Origin of the sequence: Terribacillus aidingensis (assembly GCF_040703035.1) — a bacterium.
Classification (GTDB): Bacteria; Bacillota; Bacilli; order Bacillales; family Amphibacillaceae; genus Terribacillus.
In genome coordinates this window covers 2,529,704-2,555,040 of the sequence record NZ_CP159996.1, presented here as the reverse complement: position 1 = coordinate 2,555,040, position 25,337 = coordinate 2,529,704, and the positions used below count along the sequence as shown (strand labels likewise).

General features: G+C 42.9%; 26 protein-coding genes. 23 read left to right on the top strand and 3 right to left on the bottom strand.

The window, feature by feature from the left end; all coding sequences use genetic code 11:
- Positions 1-1,182, top strand: coding sequence for an L-2-hydroxyglutarate oxidase (gene lhgO / locus ABXS78_RS13460; protein ID WP_366247621.1), 1,182 nt, complete (start codon positions 1-3; stop codon positions 1,180-1,182).
- Between the two features lie 27 nt (positions 1,183-1,209).
- Here lhgO and ABXS78_RS13455 read toward each other — a convergent pair whose 3' ends face one another.
- Positions 1,210-1,806 (bottom strand): class D sortase, encoded by a 597-nt coding sequence (locus tag ABXS78_RS13455; RefSeq protein ID WP_095224161.1) that lies wholly within the window; start codon positions 1,804-1,806, stop codon positions 1,210-1,212.
- Positions 1,807-1,986: 180 nt separating this feature from the next.
- Here ABXS78_RS13455 and ABXS78_RS13450 point away from each other — a divergent pair, with 180 nt between their 5' ends.
- Positions 1,987-2,490, top strand: a complete 504-nt coding sequence (locus ABXS78_RS13450) for a VanZ family protein (protein WP_366247620.1) — start codon at positions 1,987-1,989, stop codon at positions 2,488-2,490.
- Between the two features lie 316 nt (positions 2,491-2,806).
- On the opposite strand, the gene ABXS78_RS13445 is transcribed toward ABXS78_RS13450, so the two are convergent.
- Positions 2,807-3,529, bottom strand: coding sequence for a GntR family transcriptional regulator (locus tag ABXS78_RS13445; protein ID WP_366247619.1), 723 nt, complete (start codon positions 3,527-3,529; stop codon positions 2,807-2,809).
- Positions 3,530-3,668: 139 nt separating this feature from the next.
- Here ABXS78_RS13445 and nagA point away from each other — a divergent pair, with 139 nt between their 5' ends.
- Complete coding sequence (gene nagA / locus ABXS78_RS13440) at positions 3,669-4,835, top strand: N-acetylglucosamine-6-phosphate deacetylase (protein WP_366247618.1); 1,167 nt, start codon at positions 3,669-3,671, stop codon at positions 4,833-4,835.
- On the top strand, positions 4,829-5,584 hold the full coding sequence (gene nagB / locus ABXS78_RS13435; protein ID WP_366247617.1) for a glucosamine-6-phosphate deaminase: 756 nt from the start codon (positions 4,829-4,831) through the stop codon (positions 5,582-5,584). Before nagA ends, nagB begins: the two co-directional genes overlap by 7 nt.
- A gap of 53 nt (positions 5,585-5,637) precedes the next feature.
- On the opposite strand, the gene ABXS78_RS13430 is transcribed toward nagB, so the two are convergent.
- Positions 5,638-6,270, bottom strand: coding sequence for a YigZ family protein (locus ABXS78_RS13430; RefSeq protein ID WP_366247616.1), 633 nt, complete (start codon positions 6,268-6,270; stop codon positions 5,638-5,640).
- Between the two features lie 138 nt (positions 6,271-6,408).
- Here ABXS78_RS13430 and ABXS78_RS13425 point away from each other — a divergent pair, with 138 nt between their 5' ends.
- The 19 genes from ABXS78_RS13425 (at position 6,409) to flaG (ending at position 25,322) form a co-directional block, all read left to right on the top strand.
- The gene (locus tag ABXS78_RS13425; RefSeq protein ID WP_366247615.1) at positions 6,409-7,548 is read left to right on the top strand and encodes a histidine kinase; all 1,140 of its coding nucleotides are present in this window, start codon (positions 6,409-6,411) and stop codon (positions 7,546-7,548) included.
- Positions 7,549-7,721: 173 nt separating this feature from the next.
- The gene (locus ABXS78_RS13420) at positions 7,722-8,402 is read left to right on the top strand and encodes a response regulator transcription factor (protein WP_038564508.1); all 681 of its coding nucleotides are present in this window, start codon (positions 7,722-7,724) and stop codon (positions 8,400-8,402) included.
- Between the two features lie 214 nt (positions 8,403-8,616).
- A complete protein-coding gene (locus ABXS78_RS13415) occupies positions 8,617-9,459 on the top strand; it encodes a DegV family protein (protein ID WP_366247614.1) in 843 nt (280 codons plus the stop codon).
- Between the two features lie 46 nt (positions 9,460-9,505).
- The gene (locus tag ABXS78_RS13410; protein WP_366247612.1) at positions 9,506-10,900 is read left to right on the top strand and encodes a DEAD/DEAH box helicase; all 1,395 of its coding nucleotides are present in this window, start codon (positions 9,506-9,508) and stop codon (positions 10,898-10,900) included.
- A 140-nt stretch (positions 10,901-11,040) separates the two neighbouring features.
- Entirely contained in the window at positions 11,041-11,574 is a 534-nt protein-coding gene (locus ABXS78_RS13405; protein ID WP_366247611.1) for a ComF family protein, read from the top strand.
- 117 nt (positions 11,575-11,691) lie between these two features.
- Positions 11,692-12,111, top strand: a complete 420-nt coding sequence (locus ABXS78_RS13400) for a TIGR03826 family flagellar region protein (RefSeq protein WP_095224151.1) — start codon at positions 11,692-11,694, stop codon at positions 12,109-12,111.
- Positions 12,112-12,194: 83 nt separating this feature from the next.
- Positions 12,195-12,452: a flagellar biosynthesis anti-sigma factor FlgM gene (flgM, locus tag ABXS78_RS13395; protein ID WP_095224150.1), complete on the top strand. Its 258-nt coding sequence runs from the start codon at positions 12,195-12,197 to the stop codon at positions 12,450-12,452.
- Between the two features lie 18 nt (positions 12,453-12,470).
- Positions 12,471-12,962 (top strand): flagellar protein FlgN, encoded by a 492-nt coding sequence (locus ABXS78_RS13390; protein WP_095224149.1) that lies wholly within the window; start codon positions 12,471-12,473, stop codon positions 12,960-12,962.
- 39 nt (positions 12,963-13,001) lie between these two features.
- Positions 13,002-14,519: a flagellar hook-associated protein FlgK gene (gene flgK, locus ABXS78_RS13385; RefSeq protein ID WP_366247610.1), complete on the top strand. Its 1,518-nt coding sequence runs from the start codon at positions 13,002-13,004 to the stop codon at positions 14,517-14,519.
- A 7-nt stretch (positions 14,520-14,526) separates the two neighbouring features.
- The gene (gene flgL / locus ABXS78_RS13380) at positions 14,527-15,411 is read left to right on the top strand and encodes a flagellar hook-associated protein FlgL (RefSeq protein WP_095224147.1); all 885 of its coding nucleotides are present in this window, start codon (positions 14,527-14,529) and stop codon (positions 15,409-15,411) included.
- Positions 15,412-15,468: 57 nt separating this feature from the next.
- Positions 15,469-16,062: a DUF6470 family protein gene (locus ABXS78_RS13375; protein ID WP_366247609.1), complete on the top strand. Its 594-nt coding sequence runs from the start codon at positions 15,469-15,471 to the stop codon at positions 16,060-16,062.
- An 11-nt stretch (positions 16,063-16,073) separates the two neighbouring features.
- Positions 16,074-16,511 (top strand): flagellar assembly protein FliW, encoded by a 438-nt coding sequence (gene fliW, locus ABXS78_RS13370; protein ID WP_366247608.1) that lies wholly within the window; start codon positions 16,074-16,076, stop codon positions 16,509-16,511.
- Positions 16,511-16,729: a carbon storage regulator CsrA gene (gene csrA, locus ABXS78_RS13365; protein ID WP_095224144.1), complete on the top strand. Its 219-nt coding sequence runs from the start codon at positions 16,511-16,513 to the stop codon at positions 16,727-16,729. Before fliW ends, csrA begins: the two co-directional genes overlap by 1 nt.
- A 135-nt stretch (positions 16,730-16,864) precedes the next feature.
- On the top strand, positions 16,865-17,701 hold the full coding sequence (gene hag / locus ABXS78_RS13360; RefSeq protein ID WP_095224143.1) for a flagellin Hag: 837 nt from the start codon (positions 16,865-16,867) through the stop codon (positions 17,699-17,701).
- Positions 17,702-17,790: 89 nt separating this feature from the next.
- Complete coding sequence (locus ABXS78_RS13355; RefSeq protein ID WP_366247607.1) at positions 17,791-19,692, top strand: glycosyltransferase; 1,902 nt, start codon at positions 17,791-17,793, stop codon at positions 19,690-19,692.
- Positions 19,693-19,752: 60 nt separating this feature from the next.
- Complete coding sequence (locus ABXS78_RS13350; RefSeq protein WP_366247606.1) at positions 19,753-21,078, top strand: glycosyltransferase; 1,326 nt, start codon at positions 19,753-19,755, stop codon at positions 21,076-21,078.
- 18 nt (positions 21,079-21,096) lie between these two features.
- On the top strand, positions 21,097-23,601 hold the full coding sequence (locus tag ABXS78_RS13345; protein ID WP_366247605.1) for a CDP-glycerol glycerophosphotransferase family protein: 2,505 nt from the start codon (positions 21,097-21,099) through the stop codon (positions 23,599-23,601).
- A gap of 224 nt (positions 23,602-23,825) precedes the next feature.
- Complete coding sequence (locus ABXS78_RS13340; RefSeq protein ID WP_366247604.1) at positions 23,826-24,671, top strand: STAS domain-containing protein; 846 nt, start codon at positions 23,826-23,828, stop codon at positions 24,669-24,671.
- Between the two features lie 294 nt (positions 24,672-24,965).
- Positions 24,966-25,322, top strand: coding sequence for a flagellar protein FlaG (flaG, locus tag ABXS78_RS13335; RefSeq protein WP_366247603.1), 357 nt, complete (start codon positions 24,966-24,968; stop codon positions 25,320-25,322).
- The last annotated feature ends 15 nt before the right edge of the window (positions 25,323-25,337 follow it).

Here is a 25,337-nt window from a genome sequence, read left to right as displayed (position 1 = left end):
ATGTATGACATAGCTATTGTTGGAGGCGGTATTGTTGGTTTGGCCACTGCCTATGCGATATTGCAGGAAGCACCTGATAAGAGAATTGCTATCCTGGAAAAGGAGAAAGAGCTGGCGATGCATCAAACCGGCCATAACAGCGGCGTGATCCATTCGGGCATCTATTACAAACCTCGCAGCTTCAAGGCCGCTTTTGCGAAGCGGGGAAGTGAGAGCATGCTTAACTTCTGTCGGGAAGCAGGCATTGAAGTTGAGCAATGCGGTAAGGTAATTGTTGCGACCAAAGAAGCAGAGCTGGAACAATTGGATCAGCTGTATCGCCGAGGTCTGGCTAATGGACTTGCTATTGAGAAAATAGATAGGGATCAGTTACAGCAAATCGAACCTTACGCGAATGGCATTGCGGCTATTCGTGTCCCGCAGGCAGGTATTGTGGATTATAAGCAAGTCTGTCATGTGCTGGCAGAACGAATTCAGTCAAAGGGCGGTACGATCCTGCTTGGCAGTGAAGTGGTGCAGATTGAGGAAAAGCTGCACCAAGCAGTCGTACATACAAAAGCAGGTTCGCTTCAAGCAAGCTATGTCATCAACTGTGCAGGTCTGCACAGTGACCGAATCGCGAAAGCGGCTGGTTACTTGACTGACACGAAAATCGTTCCGTTCCGCGGAGAATATTATGAGCTTAAACCGCAAGCTAAGCACTATGTCAAACACTTGATTTATCCTGTGCCGGATCCGGCATTCCCATTTCTAGGTGTCCATTTTACCCGGATGATCGGCGGTGGAGTAGAAGCAGGGCCGAATGCAGTGCTCGGTTTTAAGCGGGAGGCATACCGAAAGACAGATGTCGCCTTTGCAGATGTGGCTGATACACTGCGCTTTCCGGGGTTTTGGAAGCTTGCCGGAAAGTATTACCGGCAGGGAGCGGCGGAGTACTTCCGATCTTTCTTTAAAAGTCAGTTCGTCAAAAGTCTTCAGCAGCTTATTCCTGCTATTGAAGCAGATGATCTGGAAGCTGCCCCGGCTGGCGTGCGTGCACAGGCATTGCAGCATGATGGAGGGTTGGTGGATGATTTTCAGCTGGTACGCGGAAAGCGTACACTGCATGTATGCAATGCGCCGTCCCCAGCAGCGACAGCTTCGCTGGAAATAGGTAAATATATTTGGAAACAAGTGCAATAGAAAACCGAGCAGTCCAGGCTGCTCGGTTTATTCTGTTTCTACAGGTACTGCTGTCCAGACAAAACGTTCTGGAGCATCTCCTACATAAGAAAACGGGTAGCATGTTGTTACAGTCAAAACTTCCTCTGGAGCAGTTGGAACGATGACAGTTAAATCATCTTTATCGACGATTTTCGTATTCTCAACTTTATAGGTAAAAGAGCCGTATGGCATTTCAACCACAAAGGTATCGCCTACTTTCACTTCCCCCATATTGCGAAATACTGTATCGCGGTGGCCGGATAAGACAATTTGGTCATTTTGGAGCGGGTAGGCAGTTCCTTTATAATGGCCAACACCTTTGTCCAGATCATCTGCATCTGTACCTTCGACGATCGGCAAATCTGCATCCAGCTTCGGTACATGCAGCACACCAACAACATCGCCCTGGCCTGGTTCGAAACTGCTGGCTTCCTCTTCTGCTTGCTCAGGTGTCAGCTTCTCTGCTGCATGAGCTTCATGAAGCATTGATTTCGCATCGGACAGGGAATCTTTCTGGGCCTTTGCGGTCGTATACCATTCAAATCCTCCATATCCTACTAACAAAAGCCCCGCAACAACTAGTATGACAGCGAATCGTTTCATATGTTCTCCTTTATGTACAAGCAGGCTTGTTTATTTTCTAAATTATATTATATATAAATATTTTCCAGCGCGGAAGCTGTTTCGTGTAAAGGTTTAGTAAAGTGAAGCAGAGGATGAGCTGCCTTTCTATGTGCTGTTATGATATAATCGAATCTTATCCAGAAAAAGGGAGGGGAGAATATGAGTTTGAAAAAATGGGTCTATGGTATGCTGCCGCTGGCTTGCATCATCATCATCTTCCTATTTTCCGCCACCCCTTACCAGGAGCAGGACATCAAGCCGATGCTTGCTTCCCACATTGATTTAAGTCCGCTTGAACCATTCCTGTCCCCTATCAAATTCGCCTATCATGGACAGGAAGTCAGTGTCCAGGCAGTAGGAGTATATTCTGTCGTGGAATTCTTCATAAGGAAAGCAGCTCATTTTGGTGTCTATTTCTGCCTTGCAATTCTTGCATTTACGGCGCTTTATAAGGGATTTGGTTTGAAATATCGCTTGTCACTGCGAATAGCATTGGTGATTTCGATCCTATATGCCTGCTTCGATGAATTTCATCAAAGCCTGACACCCGGCAGGACACCATATGTTGGAGATGTGGTCATCGATACAATCGGTGCATGTGTGGGACTGCTTGTGGTAATTATCGGCAGAAATCTGTATCAGATTTACTGGAAACGATCATAACTGCTACAAAATCCTCATTTATGGCAAAAATAGACATCCTTTTGCAAAAAATGTGGTATATTCACTATGATTCACACGATTCAGATTACGTACATAACGTATTGTATCGATTTATCAAACGAGGTGACATAGTGAAAGAGCAGGAAATATACAAGAGCATCCTAGTAAAGCTGATCTCCCAGACAGAAAACAAACAGATCAACAATATGGAAGACATGATGACAAAGCTAATTCAAGAACTACAATCATATCGAACAGTAAGCCAAAGTTAAAAGAGCAGTGTTCCGGAATCCGGCGCTGCTCTTTTTGTGTGCCCTTAACGGTAGAAGCTGCTTGTAAACGTGTATTTGTCCGCTCTATACGTACTCGTTACATACTCGAAGGGCCGGCCATCGTCCAGATAGGATAAGCGATGGATGCGCAGGACGGCATCGCCGGGTGTTACTTTCAATAAGTCAGCCAAATACTCGTCCGCTAAATCAGCTTCAATTTCCTGTTCGGCGCGATGAAGTGTCAGCCCCATTACCTTTTCTAAATAAGCGTAGAAGCTCTCCTCCAGCTTGTTCTCTGTCAGATCCTTAGCCATTTCCAGAGGGGAAGTTATGGTTTCGACAGCAATCGGTTCCTGATCTGCCGATCGTAAACGTTTGATTCTGATCGCTGAGGAACCAATTTCTTTTTGCAACTTGTCTGCAGCCAGGCTGCTCAATTTTATTTCCTTCCATTCCAATATACTGCTCGATGCAGTGAGTCCCCGGGCTTGCATATCTTCACTGAAACTTGTCAATTTTGATAAAGATTGATGATAAGGACGAACTTTCACGAAAAGACCTTTGTTTCGTCTTCTTTCCAGCAGTCCATCTTCTATCAGGGCTTGCATTGCATGCCTAACAGTCATTCGGCTTATACCTAAAGACTCGGTATAATGCCTTTCAGGCGGCAGCATCTCCCCAGGAAGCAAGCTGCCCGACTCGATGCGCTCACGGATCGCCTGCTCCAGCTGAAAATAAAGCGGAATGGGTGAATTTTTATCGATCATGTGGGTGCTCCTCTGTCGTTATATTTTGCTTAGTATACCATGTCATTTTTTAATTGTATACACATTGTCTATATGGTTAGACAATGTGTATACCTTGTGCTAAGCTATTGATACTATCAAGGAAAGAAGGAATCTTGCTATGGGTGACATCTTGCTTCGGAATGTCCGAATATGCTTGCCAGAAAAGCTGGTAACGGGTTATATCGGCATAACGAATGGGGAAATAGTAGAAATAGGAGAAGATAAGCCATCTCTGCAGTATGATCAGGAAGTTGATGGGAAAAATCAATATGCACTGCCTGGCTTTATCGATGGGCATATTCATGGGGCTGCAGGAGCAGACACGATGGATGCGACACAGGAAAGTCTGCACAAGATGGCTGCCTGGCTGCCGAATGAAGGAACAACTGCCTTCCTGGCTACTACCATCACCCAGGAAAAAGAGGCAATTGAGACTGCGCTGGAACAAGTGCGTTTGTATATACATCAACCGGAAGAAGCTGAACTGATCGGTGTACATTTGGAAGGTCCGTTTGTCAATCCGGTAAAAGCAGGAGCACAGCCGCTTGCACACATTTGTAAGCCAGATACAGAACTCTTCCAGAAGTGGCAGAAGCTCTCAGGGAATAAAATCAAGGTAGTGACGCTTGCGCCAGAGTGCGACAAAGACTATGAGCTGACGCAGCTGCTTGCTTCGGAGCAGATCACAGTATCAGCAGGACATACGGATGCCTCTTTTGAGCAGATAAAGGAAGCAGCTGAACAGGGCATTACGCAGCTGACTCATTTGTGCAATCAGATGAATGGCATCCACCACCGTGATATAGGAGCTGTCGGTGCTGGTTTTTTACTGCCAGCGCTTATGTCCGAGCTGATAGCGGATGGCATTCACGTAGCACCTGAAATGCTTCGATTGATTTACCAGAATGTTGGTTCTGACCGGTTGATTCTCATTACAGATTCCTTACGCGGAAAAGGGCTGGAAGACGGTACTTATGATCTTGGCGGGCAAGCTGTTAACGTGAAGGATGGTAAAGCTTTGCTTCCGGATGGGACTCTTGCCGGCAGTATGCTGCAAATGAAGGATGCTATACGGAATATGGCTGCATATGCAGATGTCTCTGTTGCTGATATTGCCAAGATGACGGCAGAGAATCCAGCCAAGCAGTATGGTATTTATGACAGAAAAGGTTCACTGGAAATAGGCAAGGACGCCGATATCGTTCTGCTGGATGACCAGCTGACATTGCAAGCAACCTATTGCAGGGGGAACTTGGCTTATCACAAGGAGGAAGAATCATGCTGACAATGGAAAAAGCAAAGGATTATAACGAGCTTAGCAGAATGGCTGCCGAGCGTATTGCTGAGAAGCTTTCTAAAAAAACTGATGCTGTGCTTGGGCTTGCAACCGGATCAACACCGGAGGGCATGTATGACGCACTTATCGAGATGTATAATCAAAAACGCATCTCTTTTGCAGAAGCTGAAACTTTCAATCTGGATGAATATGTAGGACTTCAGTCAAATGACGAGAATAGCTATGCACATTATATGAACCAGCATCTGTTCCGCCATATTGACCTGTCTCCAGAAAAAGCGCATCTTCCGGATGGTAGAGCAGATGATATGGATGCAGCGTGTCAGGCTTATGAGGACCTGATTGAAAAAGCAGGCGGTATTGATTTACAGGTGATCGGTATTGGTTTGAATGGGCATATTGGTTTCAATGAACCACATACACCATTTGAGCAGCGGACCCATGTGGTGGAGCTGGACAAGACGACCAGAAATGCGAACGCCCGCTTTTTCCCAAGCTTAGAAGCTGTTCCGACACATGCCATCACGATGGGTATCCAAAATATTATGGAAAGTAAAGAATTGCTGCTGCTTGTGGCAGGAGAACAAAAAGCTTCTGTATTGGAAAGGCTAGTATACGGTGATAAAACCGAAGCATTTCCTGCATCCATCATTAAAGAGCATCCCAATGTCACCATCATCGCGGATCAGGGTGCACTAAGCGGTTTGAAGGCAGCGGACTATCATACAGGAGATTGATTTCCCGGGTAATATTTTGTCGAAAAAAAGATGTGTAGAAGTCGCGCTGACTTTTACACATCTTCTTCTATATATTCTTGACCGCCAAATGTGATTTCTGCCTGTGCATTTGTCATGTCTGTAACATATGCTTGGAACTCCTCTTCCTGTCCAGATTGCAAGGCGACGTGCAGCACGACGCGGTCAGCATAATCAATGGTTCGCAATGTATAGGCAGATTGCCGCAGTTCGTTTTCGACTTTTCCGAGCAGTGTATAGTCGATATGAATCTCTGCAAGCTGCATGAGCTGCCGTTTTACGACACCGATTTCGTCGATCGATTGAGCAGCAGATCCGGAATAAGCGCGAATCAGACCGCCAGCTCCAAGCTTAATGCCGCCAAAATACCTCGTGACGACAACAGCAGTATCCTTCAAGCCCTTCTTTTTCAATACTTCCAAAATCGGCACACCAGCAGTTCCGCTCGGTTCGCCATCATCACTGGCCTTTTGAATCAGGTCGTGTTCGCCGATCATATAGGCTGAGCAGTTATGAGTGGCGTCTTTATGCTCTTTCTTGATTTTCTGAACGAAGTTGACTGCTTCTTCTTCTGTCTCAACGCGCTTCACATGACCGATAAAACGGGATTTTTGGATGACAATTTCGTGTGAACCTTCCGATTTTACGGTAAAATAAGTTGTAAGCATCTTGCATTTTACCTCCTTGAGCACTCATTATATAAAGATAGCAGAAAACATGACGAATTACATAGAAAAGTATCCCGCAAACCCCATAAAGCAGTTGGGTAATTCGAATGATATAGCATACAAGATTGGAGAAATGAAATGGGTAAAAAAATCGAAGACAAAGCGCTCGACCGGATCATCAATGAGATGGTGGAAGCTGTCGAGAACAGCAAGGATGAGATTTTTTACATAGGGGAAGAGTCACGCATGGAATATGAGCAGCTTCTTGCTGATCTGCAGCTCACAAAGGAAAAAGTGGGTGATATGATCAAGGAAGGTGATCAGCTGGAGCAGAAAGTCCGCTATTCCAAAATGCGTTTGTCTGATGTGAGCCGTGATTTTGATCGCTATTCGGAAGAAGAGATCCGGGAAGTGTACGAGCAGACCCATAAGCTGCAGATTGAGCTGCGCATGTCCCGTGAAAAGGAAAAGCTTCTGCGTGAACGCCGTGATGAGATTCAGCGCCGATTGCAGGGGCTGGAACTGAAGATGAAGCGTGCAGAAGGTCTGGTAGGCAAGATCAGTGTGGTCCTCAATTATTTGAATGACGATTTCAAACAAGTTTCCCAGCTCATTATCGATGCGAAGGAGAAACAGGAATTCGGTTTGAAAATCATTGAAGCGCAAGAGGAAGAACGTCGCAGGCTCTCCAGGGAAATGCATGACGGCCCAGCTCAAATGCTTGCGAATATCCTGCTCAGATCCGAACTTGTTGACCGTACTTTCCGAGAAAGGAGTACAGAGGAAGCGCTGCTCGAGATCCAGAATATGCGTAAGATGGTCCGCAGCTCTCTGTACGAAGTGCGCCGCATCATTTATGACCTTCGCCCGATGGCGCTGGATGATCTCGGTTTGCTGCCTACGATTAGAAAGTACTTGGCCAATATCGAAGAATTCAATAACATCCATATTGATTTCACAGCATTAAAGGCAGAAAAGCGTCTGGATCCGAAGTATGAGGTGGCATTGTTCCGTCTTACCCAGGAAGCAGTCCAGAATGCAGTCAAGCATGCAGAACCAAGTACAATCAAGGTCCGCCTGGAAGTAATGCAGGACTTGGTAGTTATTAGCATTATTGATGATGGAAAGGGCTTCGATGTTACAGTGAAGAAAGAAAACTCATTCGGAATTATCGGGATGCGCGAGCGTGTCGAGATGCTGAATGGTTCCATTGCCTTCCATTCCGATATCGGAAAAGGGACCCGAGTCCTAATCAAGGTACCGCTTACAGAAGGATAAAAAGAAGGATATAAGTGGCGGTAATCAGGTAATTATGCTTATAATTAGAAGCATGTAATGTCAACCGCTTAGACGGGACTTGTTAACGCACTTATATTGACAACTTACTCATAATTTCTTAGAGCACACAGCAAAAGATGAAAATGACAAGAACTTGTAGGAGGAGCGAACACATGAGTACTGGAATATTATTGATTGACGACCATAAGCTATTTCGAGAGGGTGTCAAACGCATCCTGGAATTCGAACCGGCTTTCCAGGTTGTAGCAGAAGGAGACGACGGGTCAGAGGCACTTGAGCTTGTTGAAAAGTTCAATCCTGACGTCGTACTGATGGACATTAATATGCCGACTACAAACGGTGTACAAGCAACAGCTGACTTGATCAAACACCGTCCAGATATCAACGTCATCATACTTTCCATCCATGATGATGAAAACTACGTAACACATGCTTTGAAAACTGGCGCACAAGGGTATTTGCTGAAAGAAATGGATGCAGATTCTCTGATTGATGCCATCAAGGTCGTCAGTGAAGGCGGATCCTATTTGCACCCGAAAGTCACTCATAATCTTGTGAAGGAATACCGACGCCTTTCTGAGGAAAGCAACTCATCCATTTCCAGCAAAATCGGCGAACACCGCCGTCCATTGCATCTGCTTACACGCCGGGAATGTGAAGTGCTGCAGCTGCTTGCTGACGGAAAGAGCAACCGCGGCGTAGCGGAAGCACTGTATATCAGTGAAAAAACAGTCAAGAACCACGTTAGTAATATCTTGCAAAAAATGAATGTTAATGATCGTACACAAGCAGTTGTAACAGCAATCCGCAACGGCTGGGTCGAAGTATTGTAAGGTGGGAGTCCGGGTGATAAAGCCCGGGCTTTTTTTGTTTTTCTGATGGAGAGCTAGGACAAAACTGTGATTCCAGACTGGGAATCTGTAAATCACTTTAGAATGGCATGAGATGAATTCCTAATTGATGGATGCAAAAAGGACAGGCATAGGGTAAGATAGAAGGCAGAAATCGTTAGATAGAAGGCAGAAAAACGTAAGGGAGACCGATAGCATGAATATTGCTGTAATGACAGATAGTACAGCATATCTTACGCCAGAACAGCGAGAAGCATTTGACATACATATGATCCCATTGCAGGTCGTTTTCGACGATGCAACGTATGAGGAAGAAGTGGATATCACTGCTGAGGAATTCTATGACAAGATAAAGCAGCAAAAGGCATTGCCTAAGACATCCCAGCCAGTCGTAGGTAAAGTGATCGAGAAGCTGGAGGAGCTGAGCGAATCCTATGATGCCGTTATCAGTGTGCATCTTTCCAGTGGAATCAGCGGTACGTACCAAAGCATGGTGGCTGCCGACGATATGGTAGAAGGAATCGACGTCCATGCGTATGATTCCGAACTGAGCTGTATGGCCCAAGGCTACTATGCATTGGAAGCAGCACGTATGGTGAAACAAGGCGCAAGCGTTGAAGATATTCTTAAGCGTTTGGATGAAATGAAAGAAACGATGATAGCGTATTTCATCGTTGATGATTTGTCCAATCTGCAACGCGGAGGACGCTTGAACGGAGCCCAAGCCATTATCGGCAGTCTGCTCCAGGTAAAACCGGTTCTTCATTTTGAGGATAAAAAGATCGTACCGTTTGAAAAGATCCGGACGAAGAAGAAAGCAATCAGCCGAATCAAAGCATTATTCGATGAGCAAGCTGCAGATGGTGCAAAAATGAAGGCCTGCATCATTCACGGCAATCGACCTGAGGAAGCAGAAAGTCTGCGTCAGGAATGGGCGGCCGAATACCCAAATGCAGAAATAGAAGTATCTTATTTCGGCCCGGTTATCGCCACCCATCTTGGCGAAGGTGCCATTGGATTTTTGTGGTACAAAGTGTAAGGGGAGATAGTTTCTCTCCCCTTTTTTTATAGAAAGGAGCAAGTAAATGGAACTTGATCCAAAACGCTATGCTGGTAAACGATTATTAAGCCGTGAAATTCCACTCTCAGCTAATGCCCTTCAGGAAGCTCTCCAACAACATCACTTCAAACAGATTCCAACAATCCGAAAAGAAAAAAACAGCTTATATTGTAATCGGTGCAATGCGACACAGCCTCATTTGCAAAGTATTAACTGTCAGATCTGTGGCAGTATCCATCTTTATTGCAGGAACTGTATTCAAATGGGAAGAGTAAGTGCCTGTGAACATCTCTATGAATGGACTGACCCGGAGCCTGAGTGGCCCTATCATGATAATCCTTGTGCTTGGGAAGGAGAACTGACCAGGTATCAGCAGCTTGCCGCAAATGCAATTGATTTGGCGATGAAGCAGAATGGGAAGCTGCTGGTACATGCTGTCTGCGGTGCGGGTAAAACGGAGATGCTATTCCAAGGGATTACGATCTCGCTCCAACAGGGCAAACGAATTTGTCTTGCGACACCGCGAGCGGATGTGGTCAGGGAATTGCTGCCGCGATTCCAACAGGCATTCCCAACTGTCACTGTTCAAGCATTATATGGCAGCAGTCCGGATAAAACGGGTGACGGTCAGCTCATCCTGGCGACCACGCATCAGCTGCTGCGGTTTTATCATGCTTTTGATGTACTCATCATTGACGAGATCGATGCTTTTCCATATCATACTGACCCGATGCTCCATATCGCCTCGGAAAAAGCCAGGAAATCGACATGTGCCTCCATTTTCCTCACTGCAACACCACGGCGAAAAGAAAAGCGGCAAATCGCTGCCAAAACCCTCCCTCATGTTTTCGTTCCCGTACGCTTTCATGGGCAGCCTCTTCCAGTACCTGCATCAAAGCTTTGCTTTGGTTTGCAGAAACAATTACGAAAAGGGAATTTTCCGAAAAGGCTGCTGTTTTGGCTCAACAAGCGCAGTAATCCGACAAGGCAGGTACTGATTTTTCTTCCTACCGTCGTGCTTGCTGATAGACTGCAAGAAGAGGCAAAGGAAGTGCTTCGTCCATCCGCACAAAAAATCCTGCCAAAAAGAGATGCGGAAACACTAATAAGAACTGTCCATGCTGCCGATAAAGACAGAGAGGCAAAAGTGCAGGCATTCCGAAATCGGGATATAGCCATTATCCTAACGACAACCATTCTTGAACGAGGTGTGACGTTTCCTTCTGTGGATGTGGCAATTTTGGATGCTGGTCATGATGTTTTTGATGAGGCGGCATTGGTGCAGATTGCAGGCCGCGCCGGCAGAAGTCCAGCTGATCCGACAGGAGAGGTTGTCTTCTTTCATGAAGGAAGAAGCGATGCTATGGATAAGGCAGTGCGGTCCATCACCGACATGAATCGAAGGGCAAAGCGGCTATGAGTCTATGTGTAGGATGCGGAGAATCGTACGCTTCCCGTCCCAGCTGGTCCACTTTCTTTTGGCCGGAGCGGATATCACTCCTTTGTTTGGATTGTGAAGTGTCTTTTCACAGACTGAAAGAGCCGGGTTGCACAAGTTGCATGAAACAGACGGCTTCTATTACTTGTTCAGATTGTCTCGAGTGGGAGAAAACGAGCTATCAGGCTATGCTGGAGAGGAATGTTTCTTTGTACAGCTATGAGCCATTTATGCAGGATTATATAGCAAGATGGAAATATCGCGGCGATTATGTGCTGGGAAAAGTGTTTGAAGCCGAATTTCGGAAACTCTATCTTCAGCATTTCAAGGAGTCCAAGTATGAGGTTGTTCCTATTCCATTAAGCGCAGAGCGGATGGCAGAGAGAGGCTTCAATCAAGCGGAAGAGCTGGCAGCTTTTACACGGGCCAAGCGGAAGAATGCACTAGGAAGAAAGCATGGAGAAAAGCAATCCAAGCGTAGCCGATTGCACAGAGTGACAGCTGATAATCCGTTTTATTTACTATCGGAACCACCCCAATTCGCTGTTTTGATCGATGATATTTATACAACAGGAACAACGCTTCGGCATGCTGCGCAGGTTTTGAAGGAAAATGGTACCGAATTTGTAACGGCCTGTACGTTAATCAGGGGGTAACTTTCCCATATGCCAAATGTCGTGTGAACCGCGGGTTTATTATATTATCATGCTATAATTATACTAATCAGGTCACTTACGAGTGTACCTATTATACTAGGAGGAGGGCGTTAGCCTATGTTAGAACTAGCAAATTGCGTCCGCTGCGGAAGCGTATTCGCGCGAGATTACCGAGATATTTGTCCGAATTGCCATCGAGAGGAAGAGCGTTCCTTCCAAATGGTCTACCAGTATCTGCGCAAACGTGAAAATCGCCAAGCAACCATCCAGCAAATTACGGAAGTCACAACCGTACCAGAATCATTGATCATCAAATTTGTCCGTGAAAAACGATTGCAGCCAAGTCAATTCCCGATGCTGTCATATTCTTGCCGCAACTGTTCCAATCAAATTACAGAAGGCGAAATTTGCACAGATTGCAAAGATCAAATGCGCAAAGATCTGGACGTTGCTCGCGAATTGGATGAGAAACGTGTAGCAGCTGCCGGTGTTAAAGAGCAGCGTGTCTATTACAATGCAAATCGTTCTGTGAAATAATTCATTAAATCGCTTAACATTTCCCCGATGTTGACCGATACTATCTGTAAGAGTGTTAAGAAGTTGGAAAGGGGTGTAGATCTTTGAAAATTCAAGGTCCGAACCAATCCGGTTTCAATCCGTACACAAAACAGCTCAAGCAGCAGGCAGATTTGCAAAAAGCAAGTCAGCGCCAGGATAAATTGGAGATTTCCTCAGAGGCGAAACGCCTTCAGGAAGGCGACAAAATCCAGGCGAGCCGCCAGAGCCATGTGGAACAGATAAAAGCCGCAGTACAAAATGGCGAATATAAAGTCGATGCAGAGAAAACCGCTAAGAAAATGATGGATTTTTGGTCATAAGACCAAGGAGGAGCAACCATGGCTTTACAAGCATTATTAGAAACGATTGAAAAACTGCATAAATTGCATCGGAGTCTTCTTGAAATCAGTCGGCTGAAAACAGATCATCTGAAATCAAACGACATGGAAAGCCTGCAGAAGCAGCTGCTTGCAGAAAAGAAGCATGTGCAAGCTGTCGCCCAGATTGAGAAATTGCGAATTCAGCAAACAGAATCATGGGCTGTTGCTTCTGGACTTCCGGTGCCGTCTACTGTTTCGGAGCTTTTGGAACTGATTACAGATCAGAAGTCAGCTCTTCAGTTTGAACAACAACTGATCGGCCTTACTGAGACGGTGACGGAGCTCAAGAAGCAGGAAGCGCTCAATCAGCAGCTGCTGGAGCAGTCGATGCAATTCTTGCAGATTTCACTGGATATGCTTGCTCCCTCCATCCAATCATTGAATTATGGTACACCTAACCAGGATCAGCAGCGACCGCAGAATCGCGCCTTGTTTGACTCCAAAGCATAACACAGATACGGAAAAGCTATCGGTAAAAGGGGAATATACATGGGATCAACATTCCAAGGATTAGAAATCGCCCGCTCTGCGCTTTTTGCGCAACAGACGGCGTTATATACGACAAGCAATAATATTGCGAATGCAAATACAGAAGGCTATACAAGACAGCGCGTTAACTTCGAACAAATCTCCCCATATCCAGCCGCAGGACTAAATCGTCCACAAATAGCCGGACAACAGGGAACAGGGGTCCAAGCAGGTTCAATCGAACGTATCCGCAACAGCTACCTGGATGCGCAATACCGTTCGCAGACTGGAACTTCTGCTTACTGGAGCATGAAATCCGAAGCATTGAACCGAATGGAAGGGATTATTAACGAGCCGTCTGATTCGGGCTTATCTGCTGTTTTGGATGATTTTTGGAGCTCCTTACAGGATCTTTCGGCTACACCAGATGAATCAGGAGCCCGTTCTGTTGCCTTAGAAAAGGGTAAGGCAGTAGCAGATACGTTCAATTATATCTCTGACAGCCTTACGAATGTTCGTGGCGACCTACGTGATCAAATTGATAATGTGTCCGTGAAGAGCATCAACTCTTATATGAACCAAATCAATGAATTGAACAAACAGATCGCCGAAATGGAACCGCACGGTATGGTGACAAATGATTTGTATGATAAACGAGATGTACTCATCGATGAGCTTTCCTCGATGGTCAACATCAAAGTGGAATACCAGGAATCAGGCGGCTTAGCTCCAACAGCAGCTCAAGGTATTGCGAAAATCACATTGGTTGATGAACAGGGTGCAGCACAAGCAGTATTGGTTGATCCTGACACGAAAACCTATCAGCCTTTATCAGTCCAGTATGGTCAAGATGAGAACGGCATGCAGGCTGTTGAAAGTATTACTTTTGGAGATACAGAGATTTCTGTAGAGGATTTTACTTCCAAAGGGGAGCTTAAGGGCCTGATGGATTCATACGGATATCTGGAAGATGGTTCTATTAAAGGTACATATCCGGAAATGATGCAAAACCTTGATAAAATGGCGTTCAACTTTGCACAGGCTATCAATGCAGTGCAGCAGACTGGCTATACAAAAGGTGGCACCCTCTCTGGAATTGATTTCTTTGACGCAGGCGGATCGCAGTACGGAGCTGCAGCAAATATCAGTTTGTCCGATGAGATAAATGGCAATCCTGATCTAATAGCAGTAAGTGCAGACGGTACTTCCGGTAATGGCGAAAATGCGAAGAAGCTCTCCGAAGCGATGCGTTCCCCATTAGAAGGACTAGGTAACACTTCCGTCAGCAGTTTCTATGAAGGTATGATCGGTACATTGGGCGTGAACGCACAAGAAGCAAAGAGACAAGCAACTAACTCTACTTCGTTAGTCGATCAAGCTGATTTGCAGCGTCAATCTGTTTCCAGTGTGTCACTAGATGAAGAAATGACCAACATGATCAAGTTCCAGCACGCTTATAATGCTGCTGCCCGCAGCATGACAGCTGTAGACGAAATGCTCGATACAATTATTAACAACATGGGATTAGTAGGGAGGTAAGTGAAACATGCGTATAACACAAAGTATGATGTCCAACAGTATGCTGCGTAATCTGAGCAACAGTTATAGCGACTTGAATAAGTATTCTGAACAGCTTTCATCAGGTAAGAAAATCACAAGGCCTTCTGATGATCCCGTTGTTGCGACAAAGGGTATGAGTTATCGAACTGAAGTACGTGATGTAGCACAGTACAAGCGAAACCTATCAGAGGCGCAGACTTGGATTGATAACTCTGATTCTGCTCTGAGCAACGCTACAAGTGCGCTGCAGCGACTTCGCGAATTGGCTGTCCAAGCGAGCAATGGTACATATGAAGAGGGACAGCGAAGTAATATTGCAGAGGAAGTTGATCAGCTGAAAGAACAGCTGGCAACAATTGCAAATACACAAGTGAATGAGAAATATATTTTTAATGGATCCGCCACTAATACTGCTCCAGTTACGATTAATGAGGATGGCAGTACTACTGTAGATTTTAATTCTAATGCAGTTAATCTGACTTTATCCAAAGGTGTTGATGTTAAAATCAATGTCGATGGAGGTGCAGTATTCGGAAATAAATTATTCGATGACTTGAGTAATTTCTCTGCAGCACTCCGCTCAGATGGTTCTGATGAAGACTTAGATCAGTATATTGGACTAATAGACGAGAATATCAATAATCTTGTCAACGAAAGAGCAGATATAGGTGCACGGATGAATCGGATGGATCTTGTAGAATCCCGCTTGGGTGATCAGGAGCTGTCTGCCACAGAATTGATGTCCAATAACGAGGATGCCGAAATGGAAGAAGTTATAATGAATCTTACTTCCCAGGAAGCAGTTCATCGAGCGGCGATGTCAGCAGGTGCGCGAATTATTCAACCAACCCTTATGGACTTTCTACGATAAAAATAGATAAAGCTCTGCCAGTAGGCGGGGCTTTTTGTATAGAAAGGAGTAATACTTATGCAAATGCCTCAAGTGCGATTACAATCTCAGCAGGCTAAGATCAGTATTAATACAACCGATGCGACAGTGAATATCCAACAGCCTGAAGCAGAACAAACGATTCGTCAGCCCCAAGCTGAAATTACGATGCATACAACACCATCCAAGCTTACGATTGATCAGACACAAGCGTGGAATGATATGGACTTGAAATCTGTCTTTAAACGGATAGAGGATTTTGCGGAGCTTGGCAAGAAATCTAACTTGGAAGGCATCGCGCGCCGTGTCCAGGAAGGTAAGGAAATGATGGAAATTGAAAAAGGCGGAGATCCGATTGTGGCCCAAGCAAAACGGATAGATGAACGGAAACTGAAGGATTTCGCAATTGGGTGGATCCCTTCTCGATTTTCTGTAAAGATCGATTATCAGCCTTCTGATTTGAATATCGATGTGAAGATCCACTCTCCGGAAATAAAGAATACGCCGAATAAACCGCAGTTTGCCTATGAGCGAGGCCAGGTGGATACAGGTATCATGCAATACCAGTCGCTTAAAGTAGACTTCGAAAACTTAAAATTCTATGGTGTTAATGGGTTCGAGATAAACATATAAGGAGTTTAGAAATGGATATTGAAACAAAATATTTTGGAAGTATGTCAGTAGATGAAAATAAAGTGATTCACTTCGTGAAAGGTTTACCCGGATTCCAGGATGAAAAGATGTTTGTATTGATTGATTTTCCTGACAATCCTGTATTTCAGATCCTGCAAAGTACTGTAACAGCCCACGTTGCATTTGTAGTGGCTAGTCCATACCATTTCCGTAAGGAATATACATTTGACTTAGGAGATCAAACGAAAGACGAGCTGGCAATCACAACTCCGGATCAAGTGAAGATTTTATCTATACTCACATTACGGAAACCTTTTGAGAAGAGCACGATTAATCTATTAGCACCGATTATTATCAATGTAGATGCATTGAAAGGGCAGCAAATCATTCTTACGGATGATTTCTCCTCCCGTACACCTTTGCAATCTGAGAAAGCGAGGGCGGAATAATGCTTGTTCTGACAAGAAAAGTAGGAGAGTCGGTTAAGATTGGTGACGATATTGAAATAAAAGTCCTGAGCATCGATGGAGAACAGATCAAGCTTGGTATAGATGCTCCTAGAGAGATAGCTATACATCGTAAAGAAGTTTATCTATCGATTGAACAAGAAAATAGTGCTGCTGCAGACACTTCTGTCGATTTACTTAAATTCTTAAAAAAAGAATAAAGAAAAAGCTAAACATATGCTGAAATCCTCCGATATAAATAGTACAGCAAAGGTAAGCTCGGGCGGCCGACCGCTGCGAACCAATAAAACCACAAGGATGTGGGCTGTACTTACACTCAAGGAGGAATTTTTAAAATGAGAATCAATCATAATATCGCTGCTCTTAACACTTACAACAAACTAAGTGCTAACTCTGCTGCAACACAAGGATCTTTGGAAAAACTATCTTCAGGTCTTAAAATCAACAAAGCTGGAGACGATGCTGCAGGTCTAGCAATCTCCGAAAAAATGCGCGGACAGATCCGTGGTCTTGACATGGCTTCCAAAAACGCACAAGATGGTATCTCTTTGATCCAAACTGCTGAGGGTGCTTTGAACGAAACTCACTCTATCCTACAGCGTATGCGTGAATTGGCTACACAGTCTGCCAACGACACTAACACTGATACAGACCGTGCAGAGCTTCAAAAAGAAGTGGATCAGTTGGCTCAAGAGATCACTCGTATCTCTACAGACACTGAATTCAACACGAAGAAACTAATCAACGGTGATGTAGCTGCAACTGCAATGACATTCCATATCGGTGCTAACCAAGATCAAAACATTGAACTTACAATTGCTGACATGGGTGCTTCAGCGCTAGGCGTAGAAGGTGATTCTGCTACTGCTGGTATCAACATCTCTTCTCAAAGTGATGCTAACGCTGCGATTTCTACAATCAACGCTGCAATCGAAACAGTTTCTGCTGAGCGCTCTAAACTTGGTGCTTACCAAAACCGTTTGGATCACACAATCAACAACTTGCAAACATCTTCAGAAAACCTAACAGCTTCTGAATCTCGTATTCGTGACGTTGACATGGCTTCTGAAATGATGGAATTCACTAAAAACAATATCCTTTCTCAAGCTGCACAGTCTATGCTTGCACAAGCTAACCAGCAGCCACAAGGTGTATTGCAACTTCTTCAGTAATTTCATTATAGGCGAATTCTTTTTCGCCTATAAAAATACTGGTCCAATTTTTTGGACCAGTATTTTTATAGATTGAGGTGGTGTTTATTTTGAAAAAACCAATTGTTTCTCTTTGTATGATTGTAAAGAATGAAGAGAAAGTGATAAAACGTTGTTTAGATTCGGTTGTGGATTTAGTAGAAGATATTGTTATTGTCGATACGGGCTCTACTGACAGTACAATCGAAATAATTAAAGAGTATGAAAATGTACGTCTATTTTACTTTGACTGGAATAATAGCTTTGCTGATGCAAGGAATTTTGCTGCTAGTCATGCTCTAGGTGAATGGATTCTTGTATTAGACGCAGATGAATTTCTTGAGGCAACAAATGCTCGCGCTGTAATCGAAGATTTGAAAAATAGTAAAGACGATGTGTATGCAATAAATATAGTTAATTTCGTGGGTGACAATGGGAATCGAATTGTTGAAAATAAACATGTCAGATTGTATAAGAATTCCGGTGCTTACGAATATACCAGAGCTATACATGAACAAATAACACATAAAGAAAATAAGAATATCACTGTTAAATTATCTGATCTAATCGCATATCACTCTGGTTACATGGAAGAAGTAGTGAAAACAAAGCAAAAGACAAATAGAAACAAGAAATTAATAAATCTACAACTTAAGAGAGAAAAAAGTGGTTTCGACTATTATAATCTTGGTAACGAGTTGAAGATAGAAAAGAAATACGAACAAGCACTTGATGCCTTTGTAACTGCATACAAGAAAAAAGAAGATCCTTTTATAAATTGGGTTCCTATATGTTTGCTTAATATTACAGAAACATTGATTTTGTTGGATAGACATAATGATGCGCTTAATGTACTTCAAGATGCGATAAGAATATATCGAGATGCAGCAGATTTCCTATATATTAAAGGTTCTATTTATATAGCCCAAGGTAGACTTGAAGATGCTAAGCAGGTTTTCACGCTAATATTAAGTGAAAAATCAACGTTTAAAACTGTTGTGAAGAGTTCGGATGCAATTGAATATCTACCATCTTTAAGGTTAGCTAAAATTTACGAACTCGAAAAAGATATGGAGAAGGCCGTAGCTTATTATTCCAAAGCTTTGAATATAAATAACCGCTGCTTTGACTCACTCACAAGCCTTTTGAAGATACTAGCAATCCATACTTCTGCAAAAGAAACATTTGTTATCACAAAACCCTATCTAGAGTTCCATCTATATGATGTCATTCGTTTTCTTCTAAATGAAGGTCTATATGAACTTGTCAGAGAAATTGCAAACAATGTAAAACTGGATAAAGACGTTTTAGACATTTTGGAAGTGAAAATATCTGCAATTAGATTTGCAGGACTTGAAAATGATTGGCTGAGAAACGACGAACAAAAACTTGCTAAGGCTTTACAACTTAGATTTATCGATGCAGGGGATATCTATTTATTACATCGCTTAAAACCTTCCCAAAACTTAAAACATGTATATAGAAATATCATACTTAATTCAGTATTAGGTTTTATGATCGATGACGATTTTAATAAAGACGAACTGAAAAAAGAAGATTATACTTTAGAATTTAGTTATATGATTAAGAAATTAATCAAGTATCAAAATTACGAAATTGCTAATGAGTTGCTGGAACAAATTTCTTTATTCTCTCCATCAATATATGCAAAACTTGGAGGAATATTGTTCGAATTATCACAGCAAGATCTCGCTATGATTTTATACGAAAAATCAGAAGAACATACTTTAGAAAGACAAGACTACCTAAATATAATTACATGGTTAAAGGCGCACGATAATTTAGAAGAAGCTAATAGAATAGCTAAAGAAGCGTTACATAAATATAATGATGATTACCTATTTTATAAGCAGATAATTGAAACTGACGCGGATCCTGAGCCATATGTGATGAAAGCTTTAGATTTATTCAAGGATAGTATGTGGCTTGAAGAGAAACTATTAGGAATTTAAAAAAAGCGCACCTTATATAAGGTGTCTTTTTTATGATTTAAAAGAGAGAAAGAGGCGAATATGATGCTAATTGATATCGTTTTAGGATATGCAGAAGGAAAAGGCGGTTTAGAGGACGTATTGACTACTGTTGTAAATGGTCTTGTGAGAAAAGGGAATAGAGTGCGTGTATTACAAACACATTCCCCGCAATTTAAAGCTTGGGCAGATACAATACCAGAATTATATTATTATGGCCAGGGTGGAAAGGTCGAGGAAGAGACTGTCTCTTCTATGCAAGCTGGTTATACAAACTTCTTGAAGAGCGCGGAACTTCCGGATGTAATCATAGCCACACATGCTCCCATATTAAGCTACATTTGCAGGTCGGCTATTGCCCGCTTTAAACCTAATACTCCTGTAGTATCTTGGCTTCATGGACCCCCGGCTTATTTCGGAGGAGGAAGATTTCTTAAGTATAGCGATACGCATTTTGCAATTTCTTCAAGTATTGGACGCACAATAAAAGACATTACTGAGGAACAGCCGATCTATTTAGTGAACAACCCTGTAGACATAGAACAAAAAGAAATAATTCGTCCTGATGAATTGAAGATTATATTCATAGGTAGATTGAGTAATAAGGAAAAAAGACTAGATTTATTATTAGGGGCGCTAGCGGGTGTTCATGATGAATGGGATCTAACTTGTATTGGAGATGGTCCTGATAAGAATATGCTTTATAATTTAGCAGATGAATTACATATTAATGAAAAGATAACATGGTTAGGGTGGAAGGATGCTCCCTGGGACGAGATAGATGAAGCGTCAGTTTTGGTTTTGCCATCTGATTTTGAGGGGTTTGGATTAGTGTTGGTAGAAGCGCTCTCCCGCGGCGTGGCGGTTATCTCAACTGATTGTGATGGGCCCATGGATATAGTTAAGAATGGTATTAACGGATGGATTGTTCCCAAAGGGGATGAAAATAAATTAAAAGACCTTCTTAACGATATACAATCTGGAAAAGTTAAGCTGCCTGATCCACAGGTGTGTATCGATTCAGTTATAGAATACGAAGCTGAGAGAGTGGTAGAGAGAATGGATGATATTCTCCGAAGTCTAACAACTAATGACTTTATTGTAAATGAAAAAGTTGTTAGTGAGAGTCATGTAGAAGATGAAGTTACTTGTAAATTCATAACTGCGGATATTTATCCTGCTCTAGAAAAACGCTTATCAGGGAATGGCATCCATTGGTATGACTTGAAAATCAATGCTATTAATTATTCTTACACAAGAGCAATCGTTCGTTTTAGCTATCAAAAAGACAGGCATGATAATATAGAAGAAGTCAGAGTGAAAATTGTGAACGATAATGGAACTTGGCAGGTAAAACGAATCTTTTAATATAAAGGAGTATTTACCATGATCATTGATTTTGCCTTTATCTACGCTGATGGCAACGGCCACCTGGAACAGATTATAACCAAGACTGCAAGTCTGCTGGCTAAACGTGGTCACCACGTGCGTGTGTTCCAATCCTATCGACCAGAGGATACAGAATGGGAGTCAACATTGCCAGAAATCCACTACTATGGAGAGAAGAGCGGACTGGAATATGAGAATCCAGATTCTTTAATCGAAGGGTATACAAATAGCTTGCGGCATCATGGCAAGCCGGACGTGATAGTAGCAGTACGTGCACCGCTGATGAATTATGTATGCCGAACAGCAGTAGCGCAGTTGTATGGTCCGTTACCGAGAATCTATTCTTGGCTGCAGGGAGCACCAGAGGAATATGGATATGAAGAGGCGCTGAAATTTAGTGATCGTCACTTAGTGATGAATGAGCAACTGGAGGAAGCTGTGCAGCGCTATTCTTTTCAGGATCAGTGGCTGCATTTGATCGGAGAGCCAATTATACAGGGGAAGCCTGCTGTGATACCTCGTCCAGAAGATAAAGTCCATTTCTTTTTTGTCGGAGAGTTAACTTTGTTTGATAATTATTTCGAACAGGTTTTTACCACTTTCAGGAGCATACAGGACAATGTGGCCCTAACGATAATCGGTGATGGACCTGATAAGGCAGCTATACAGCAATTGGCTCAGCAGATTGGGGTAGAGGAAATAATTGTTTGGAAAGATAGCGCTGCGGACTTTTGGTCACTTCTAGAATCTGCGACAGCTTTAATTTTAAATGGCAGCTATCCCGAATCGAATCAGATGAAAATAGAAGCGCTGGCAAGAGGCGTTGTTCCTATCAACCTGGGTTCTCATGGGTCGATGCCTACACTTGAAGATGTGCCAGCCATTGCAGAAGGTAAATATGAACTGCCTACTCCTGAAGCTTGTCAGGCTATGGTTCAGCCGTACTACATTGAATCGGTAATTGATCAATTGGAAACTGCCCTGAAAGAGGAGAGCTCTGCAGAAATTCCAATGCAGGCGATACATGACCCGCAATATCTTTATTATAAAGTCCTTAATGATATCCTGGCTTGTGCGATTGAAGGGACAGAGTTGGTTGTTCAATCAGAGGAAGAGATTGACTACTTAGCCAGCTTTTTTACCCAGCGATATATAAGCGAGGAGTTCAAGCCTGTAGATGCTGATGTAACAAGGCAGGTTGCATATCCAAAAGTAGAATCTGTCGATTATCATTATAAAAGGGCCTCGGTACGTTTACTTCTCATCCAAATGTGGAAGGAGCAAAATCGGTCCGAGAAAATCTATTGCCGGCTTGAGTTAATAAATAAAGCTGGAACGTGGAAAATTGATCAGCTGCATCGGGAGGCGCCTTTCCGTACAGAGGAACAATCTGTATCTACAACTGGTCGTAAAAAGCTAGTCATGGTAGCGCGTAATAGCAGTGGTTCGAACACGTACGCTTTAGCCAAGCATATTCCGGAATCCATTCATGATACATTTGATGTTGAACTGCTGCAGCAGCAGGAGACACAGGAGTTTCAGGAGAAAGTCAAGGCTGCCGAAGTGCTGGTTATTACCGAGGCGAATATCAAGCATAATAAAAAGCTTTACAATCCTAATCAGCTGATCATAGACACTTGGCATGGCTTCCCGCTTAAAGCAATGGGATTCCAGGACAAAAATGAACAGAGCAAGCATGTGTTGGCAGATCGTTGGGGAAGCATCAACTATGTGTGTTCGTATTCTGAGTTCTTCAGTAACTTAATGATTCGCTGTTTTAAACTGAATCCAGAGCATATCCAGCTGACGGGTGCACCACGTAATGATCTGATTCTGCAACGGCCTGATATGCACTTTCTAAGAGAAGAATTCGATATAGACCCAAGTGAAAGCCGGATGATTTTCTTCATGCCGACGTATCGGCAAGTGGCGCACAATGACCGAGCCGATACAAACCTTAATCGAGATAATCTTTTTGGGATGGAAAGTTTCGATAATGATCAGTTTTACGATTTCTTAGAGAGAGAAAATTTGGAGCTGATTGTAAAGCTGCATCCAGCTGAAGAAAAGCTATTCTTGAATCATTTCGAGATGCAGACACGTGTTCATTTGCTTACAGATGAGATGCTGACTCGTTATGGAATGGATTTATATGAAATTATGCCGCTTGCAGATATGCTGATTACGGATTACTCCTCCATTTATTTTGATTATTTATTATTGGATAAGCCGATTATCTTTTCACCTGTTGATCTTCAATCGTATCAGCAGAATCGTGGATTCATTCTCGATTCCTATACGAACTGGACACCTGGACCAAAGGTGACGACGCAGGAGGCACTGCAGGATGCTTTGTCGACCTTCTTAGAGAATCCTTCTTGGTATAGCGCTGAACGGAAACAGATTCGAGACCAAGTGCATCACTACCAAGACAGCAAGTCTTCTGAAAGAGTATGGCAGTTTATTCAGGAGAAAATTTCAGCTTATACCCAGCCAGTATAAAACCGCCTTTTCAGGGGCGGTTTTATTATTGTTATAAAAGAGATACATTTTTAAAAAAAGATGTTTTGAAACTCAGCTATATGGGTACAGGGAGGGGTCTATTCTTCCTAGTACAAGAGAATGGGTCAGTTTCCAGAAATTTTCTTATAAATTTACAAAAAAGCCGAAATTACGTATATTTAAACAGGTATGATGTCAAATGAATCTCTAGGAGGAGCAGGAATATGCATAGGAATAAGGACTTATATTTGTTTTTAAAGGAAAAAGCGAAGGAACTTAACGACAGATGGTATGAGCAGCTTGATAAATCTAAAAGTTCAGGCGTTTACGCATCCACTGATCCAGAGACCATACAAAACCTCAAAAAGCAAAACTACGATTTTCATCTTCATTTCTTCCGTATTTTCATTGAGGATAAGGAGACCTTCAATAAGAGCTTTGAAGAGTGGATTATTTCTACAGCTCGTGATGAGAATCACTTGAGTACGCCGACTCATCAAATAATCCGTGAATTTGTTGTAACTCGCGGACAGCATCTAGACTTAATAAATGAATTTTATACTTTACATAAAGACACTATCAAACCTGAAATGCTCGATCTTTGGAATCGTGAAATTATTACAGCTTTTGATCAGGTAATCCTTAAAGTTACAGAAGAGATGCATCATTACTCAAACCGGAAACTTCAGGCTCAGCAGGAAATGATTAATGAACTTAGTTCGCCAGTAATCCTTTTAAATGATACGACAGCACTTCTGCCATTGGTAGGGGATATTGACACAAACCGTGCAAAACTTATTTTGGAGAATACCCTTCGAAATTGTACTGAGCAGGATGTGGATCTATTATTCATTGATCTTTCTGGTGTCATCATCATCGACACAATGGTAGCACAGCAAATCTTTTATCTAGTAGAAGCATTGAAGCTAGTCGGTGTCGAAACGGTAATCTCAGGAATGCGCCCGGAAATCGCGCAAACTGCGGTTCAGCTTGGTGTTAGCTTCAACGCTAGAACAACGGCAACATTGACGCAGGCAATCCGTACAAGTAATCGTATCTCTATCAAATAATATGTGTGAAACTTCTGACAAGTTGAGCCTACTGTCCTGGGGGTTTCCGCGCTAGTATAAAACGAAGATTACCACCAACAAAATTGCGCTTGACCTCATTGAGAAACCTGAAGATTATTCCTGCATGATAGATTAAGCTATCTTAATCAATGGCGGTATTCTCTAATTGATTTTAGGACAGGCGGGTACAGCTGCTGTACCCGTTTTTTTTATGCTTTTTTATTTACATCTCTACACATCCTGCCTATCCTGCCGATATAAAAAGAAACGCATGTGCAAGGAGTTGGCTTTTTGATGATAGACAAATTATCTTCTTCTGCTTCACAGCATATTACACACACCTCGGGCGAAAGTCGTCCAGTAGCAAACACAGTATTACATAAACAGGAGACGGCTTCAGATGCCTCCAAAACGTATATCGATTATGACAAATCCGATATCGAAAAAGTGATCGAAACAATGAATCAATTCCTGGAACCAACCCACACAAACATGAAATTTGAACTTCATGAAGAATTGGATCGCTATTTTGTGACAGTAGTTGATTCAGATACGCAAGAAGTCATAAAGGAAATTCCGCCGAAGAAGCTTTTGGATGCATATGCCAAAATGGCAGAATTCATGGGACTTCTCGTTGATAAGAAAATATAAGGAGCAGGTGATCAT

What these genes read in the sequence shown, in the direction of transcription:
- csrA (WP_095224144.1), top strand. Translation starts at nt 16,511, where the DNA reads ATGCTTGTTCTGACAAGAAAAGTAGGAGAGTCGGTTAAGATTGGTGAC.
- ABXS78_RS13400 (WP_095224151.1), top strand. Translation starts at nt 11,692, where the DNA reads ATGTTAGAACTAGCAAATTGCGTCCGCTGCGGAAGCGTATTCGCGCGA.
- nagB (WP_366247617.1), top strand. Translation starts at nt 4,829, where the DNA reads ATGCTGACAATGGAAAAAGCAAAGGATTATAACGAGCTTAGCAGAATG.
- ABXS78_RS13410 (WP_366247612.1), top strand. Translation starts at nt 9,506, where the DNA reads ATGGAACTTGATCCAAAACGCTATGCTGGTAAACGATTATTAAGCCGT.
- ABXS78_RS13415 (WP_366247614.1), top strand. Translation starts at nt 8,617, where the DNA reads ATGAATATTGCTGTAATGACAGATAGTACAGCATATCTTACGCCAGAA.
- lhgO (WP_366247621.1), top strand. Translation starts at nt 1, where the DNA reads ATGTATGACATAGCTATTGTTGGAGGCGGTATTGTTGGTTTGGCCACT.
- ABXS78_RS13420 (WP_038564508.1), top strand. Translation starts at nt 7,722, where the DNA reads ATGAGTACTGGAATATTATTGATTGACGACCATAAGCTATTTCGAGAG.
- nagA (WP_366247618.1), top strand. Translation starts at nt 3,669, where the DNA reads ATGGGTGACATCTTGCTTCGGAATGTCCGAATATGCTTGCCAGAAAAG.
- ABXS78_RS13350 (WP_366247606.1), top strand. Translation starts at nt 19,753, where the DNA reads ATGATGCTAATTGATATCGTTTTAGGATATGCAGAAGGAAAAGGCGGT.
- flaG (WP_366247603.1), top strand. Translation starts at nt 24,966, where the DNA reads ATGATAGACAAATTATCTTCTTCTGCTTCACAGCATATTACACACACC.
- ABXS78_RS13455 (WP_095224161.1), bottom strand. Translation starts at nt 1,806, where the DNA reads ATGAAACGATTCGCTGTCATACTAGTTGTTGCGGGGCTTTTGTTAGTA.
- flgK (WP_366247610.1), top strand. Translation starts at nt 13,002, where the DNA reads ATGGGATCAACATTCCAAGGATTAGAAATCGCCCGCTCTGCGCTTTTT.
- flgL (WP_095224147.1), top strand. Translation starts at nt 14,527, where the DNA reads ATGCGTATAACACAAAGTATGATGTCCAACAGTATGCTGCGTAATCTG.
- fliW (WP_366247608.1), top strand. Translation starts at nt 16,074, where the DNA reads ATGGATATTGAAACAAAATATTTTGGAAGTATGTCAGTAGATGAAAAT.
- ABXS78_RS13390 (WP_095224149.1), top strand. Translation starts at nt 12,471, where the DNA reads ATGGCTTTACAAGCATTATTAGAAACGATTGAAAAACTGCATAAATTG.
- hag (WP_095224143.1), top strand. Translation starts at nt 16,865, where the DNA reads ATGAGAATCAATCATAATATCGCTGCTCTTAACACTTACAACAAACTA.
- ABXS78_RS13345 (WP_366247605.1), top strand. Translation starts at nt 21,097, where the DNA reads ATGATCATTGATTTTGCCTTTATCTACGCTGATGGCAACGGCCACCTG.
- ABXS78_RS13425 (WP_366247615.1), top strand. Translation starts at nt 6,409, where the DNA reads ATGGGTAAAAAAATCGAAGACAAAGCGCTCGACCGGATCATCAATGAG.
- ABXS78_RS13340 (WP_366247604.1), top strand. Translation starts at nt 23,826, where the DNA reads ATGCATAGGAATAAGGACTTATATTTGTTTTTAAAGGAAAAAGCGAAG.
- ABXS78_RS13445 (WP_366247619.1), bottom strand. Translation starts at nt 3,529, where the DNA reads ATGATCGATAAAAATTCACCCATTCCGCTTTATTTTCAGCTGGAGCAG.
- ABXS78_RS13450 (WP_366247620.1), top strand. Translation starts at nt 1,987, where the DNA reads ATGAGTTTGAAAAAATGGGTCTATGGTATGCTGCCGCTGGCTTGCATC.
- ABXS78_RS13375 (WP_366247609.1), top strand. Translation starts at nt 15,469, where the DNA reads ATGCAAATGCCTCAAGTGCGATTACAATCTCAGCAGGCTAAGATCAGT.
- ABXS78_RS13430 (WP_366247616.1), bottom strand. Translation starts at nt 6,270, where the DNA reads ATGCTTACAACTTATTTTACCGTAAAATCGGAAGGTTCACACGAAATT.
- ABXS78_RS13405 (WP_366247611.1), top strand. Translation starts at nt 11,041, where the DNA reads ATGAAACAGACGGCTTCTATTACTTGTTCAGATTGTCTCGAGTGGGAG.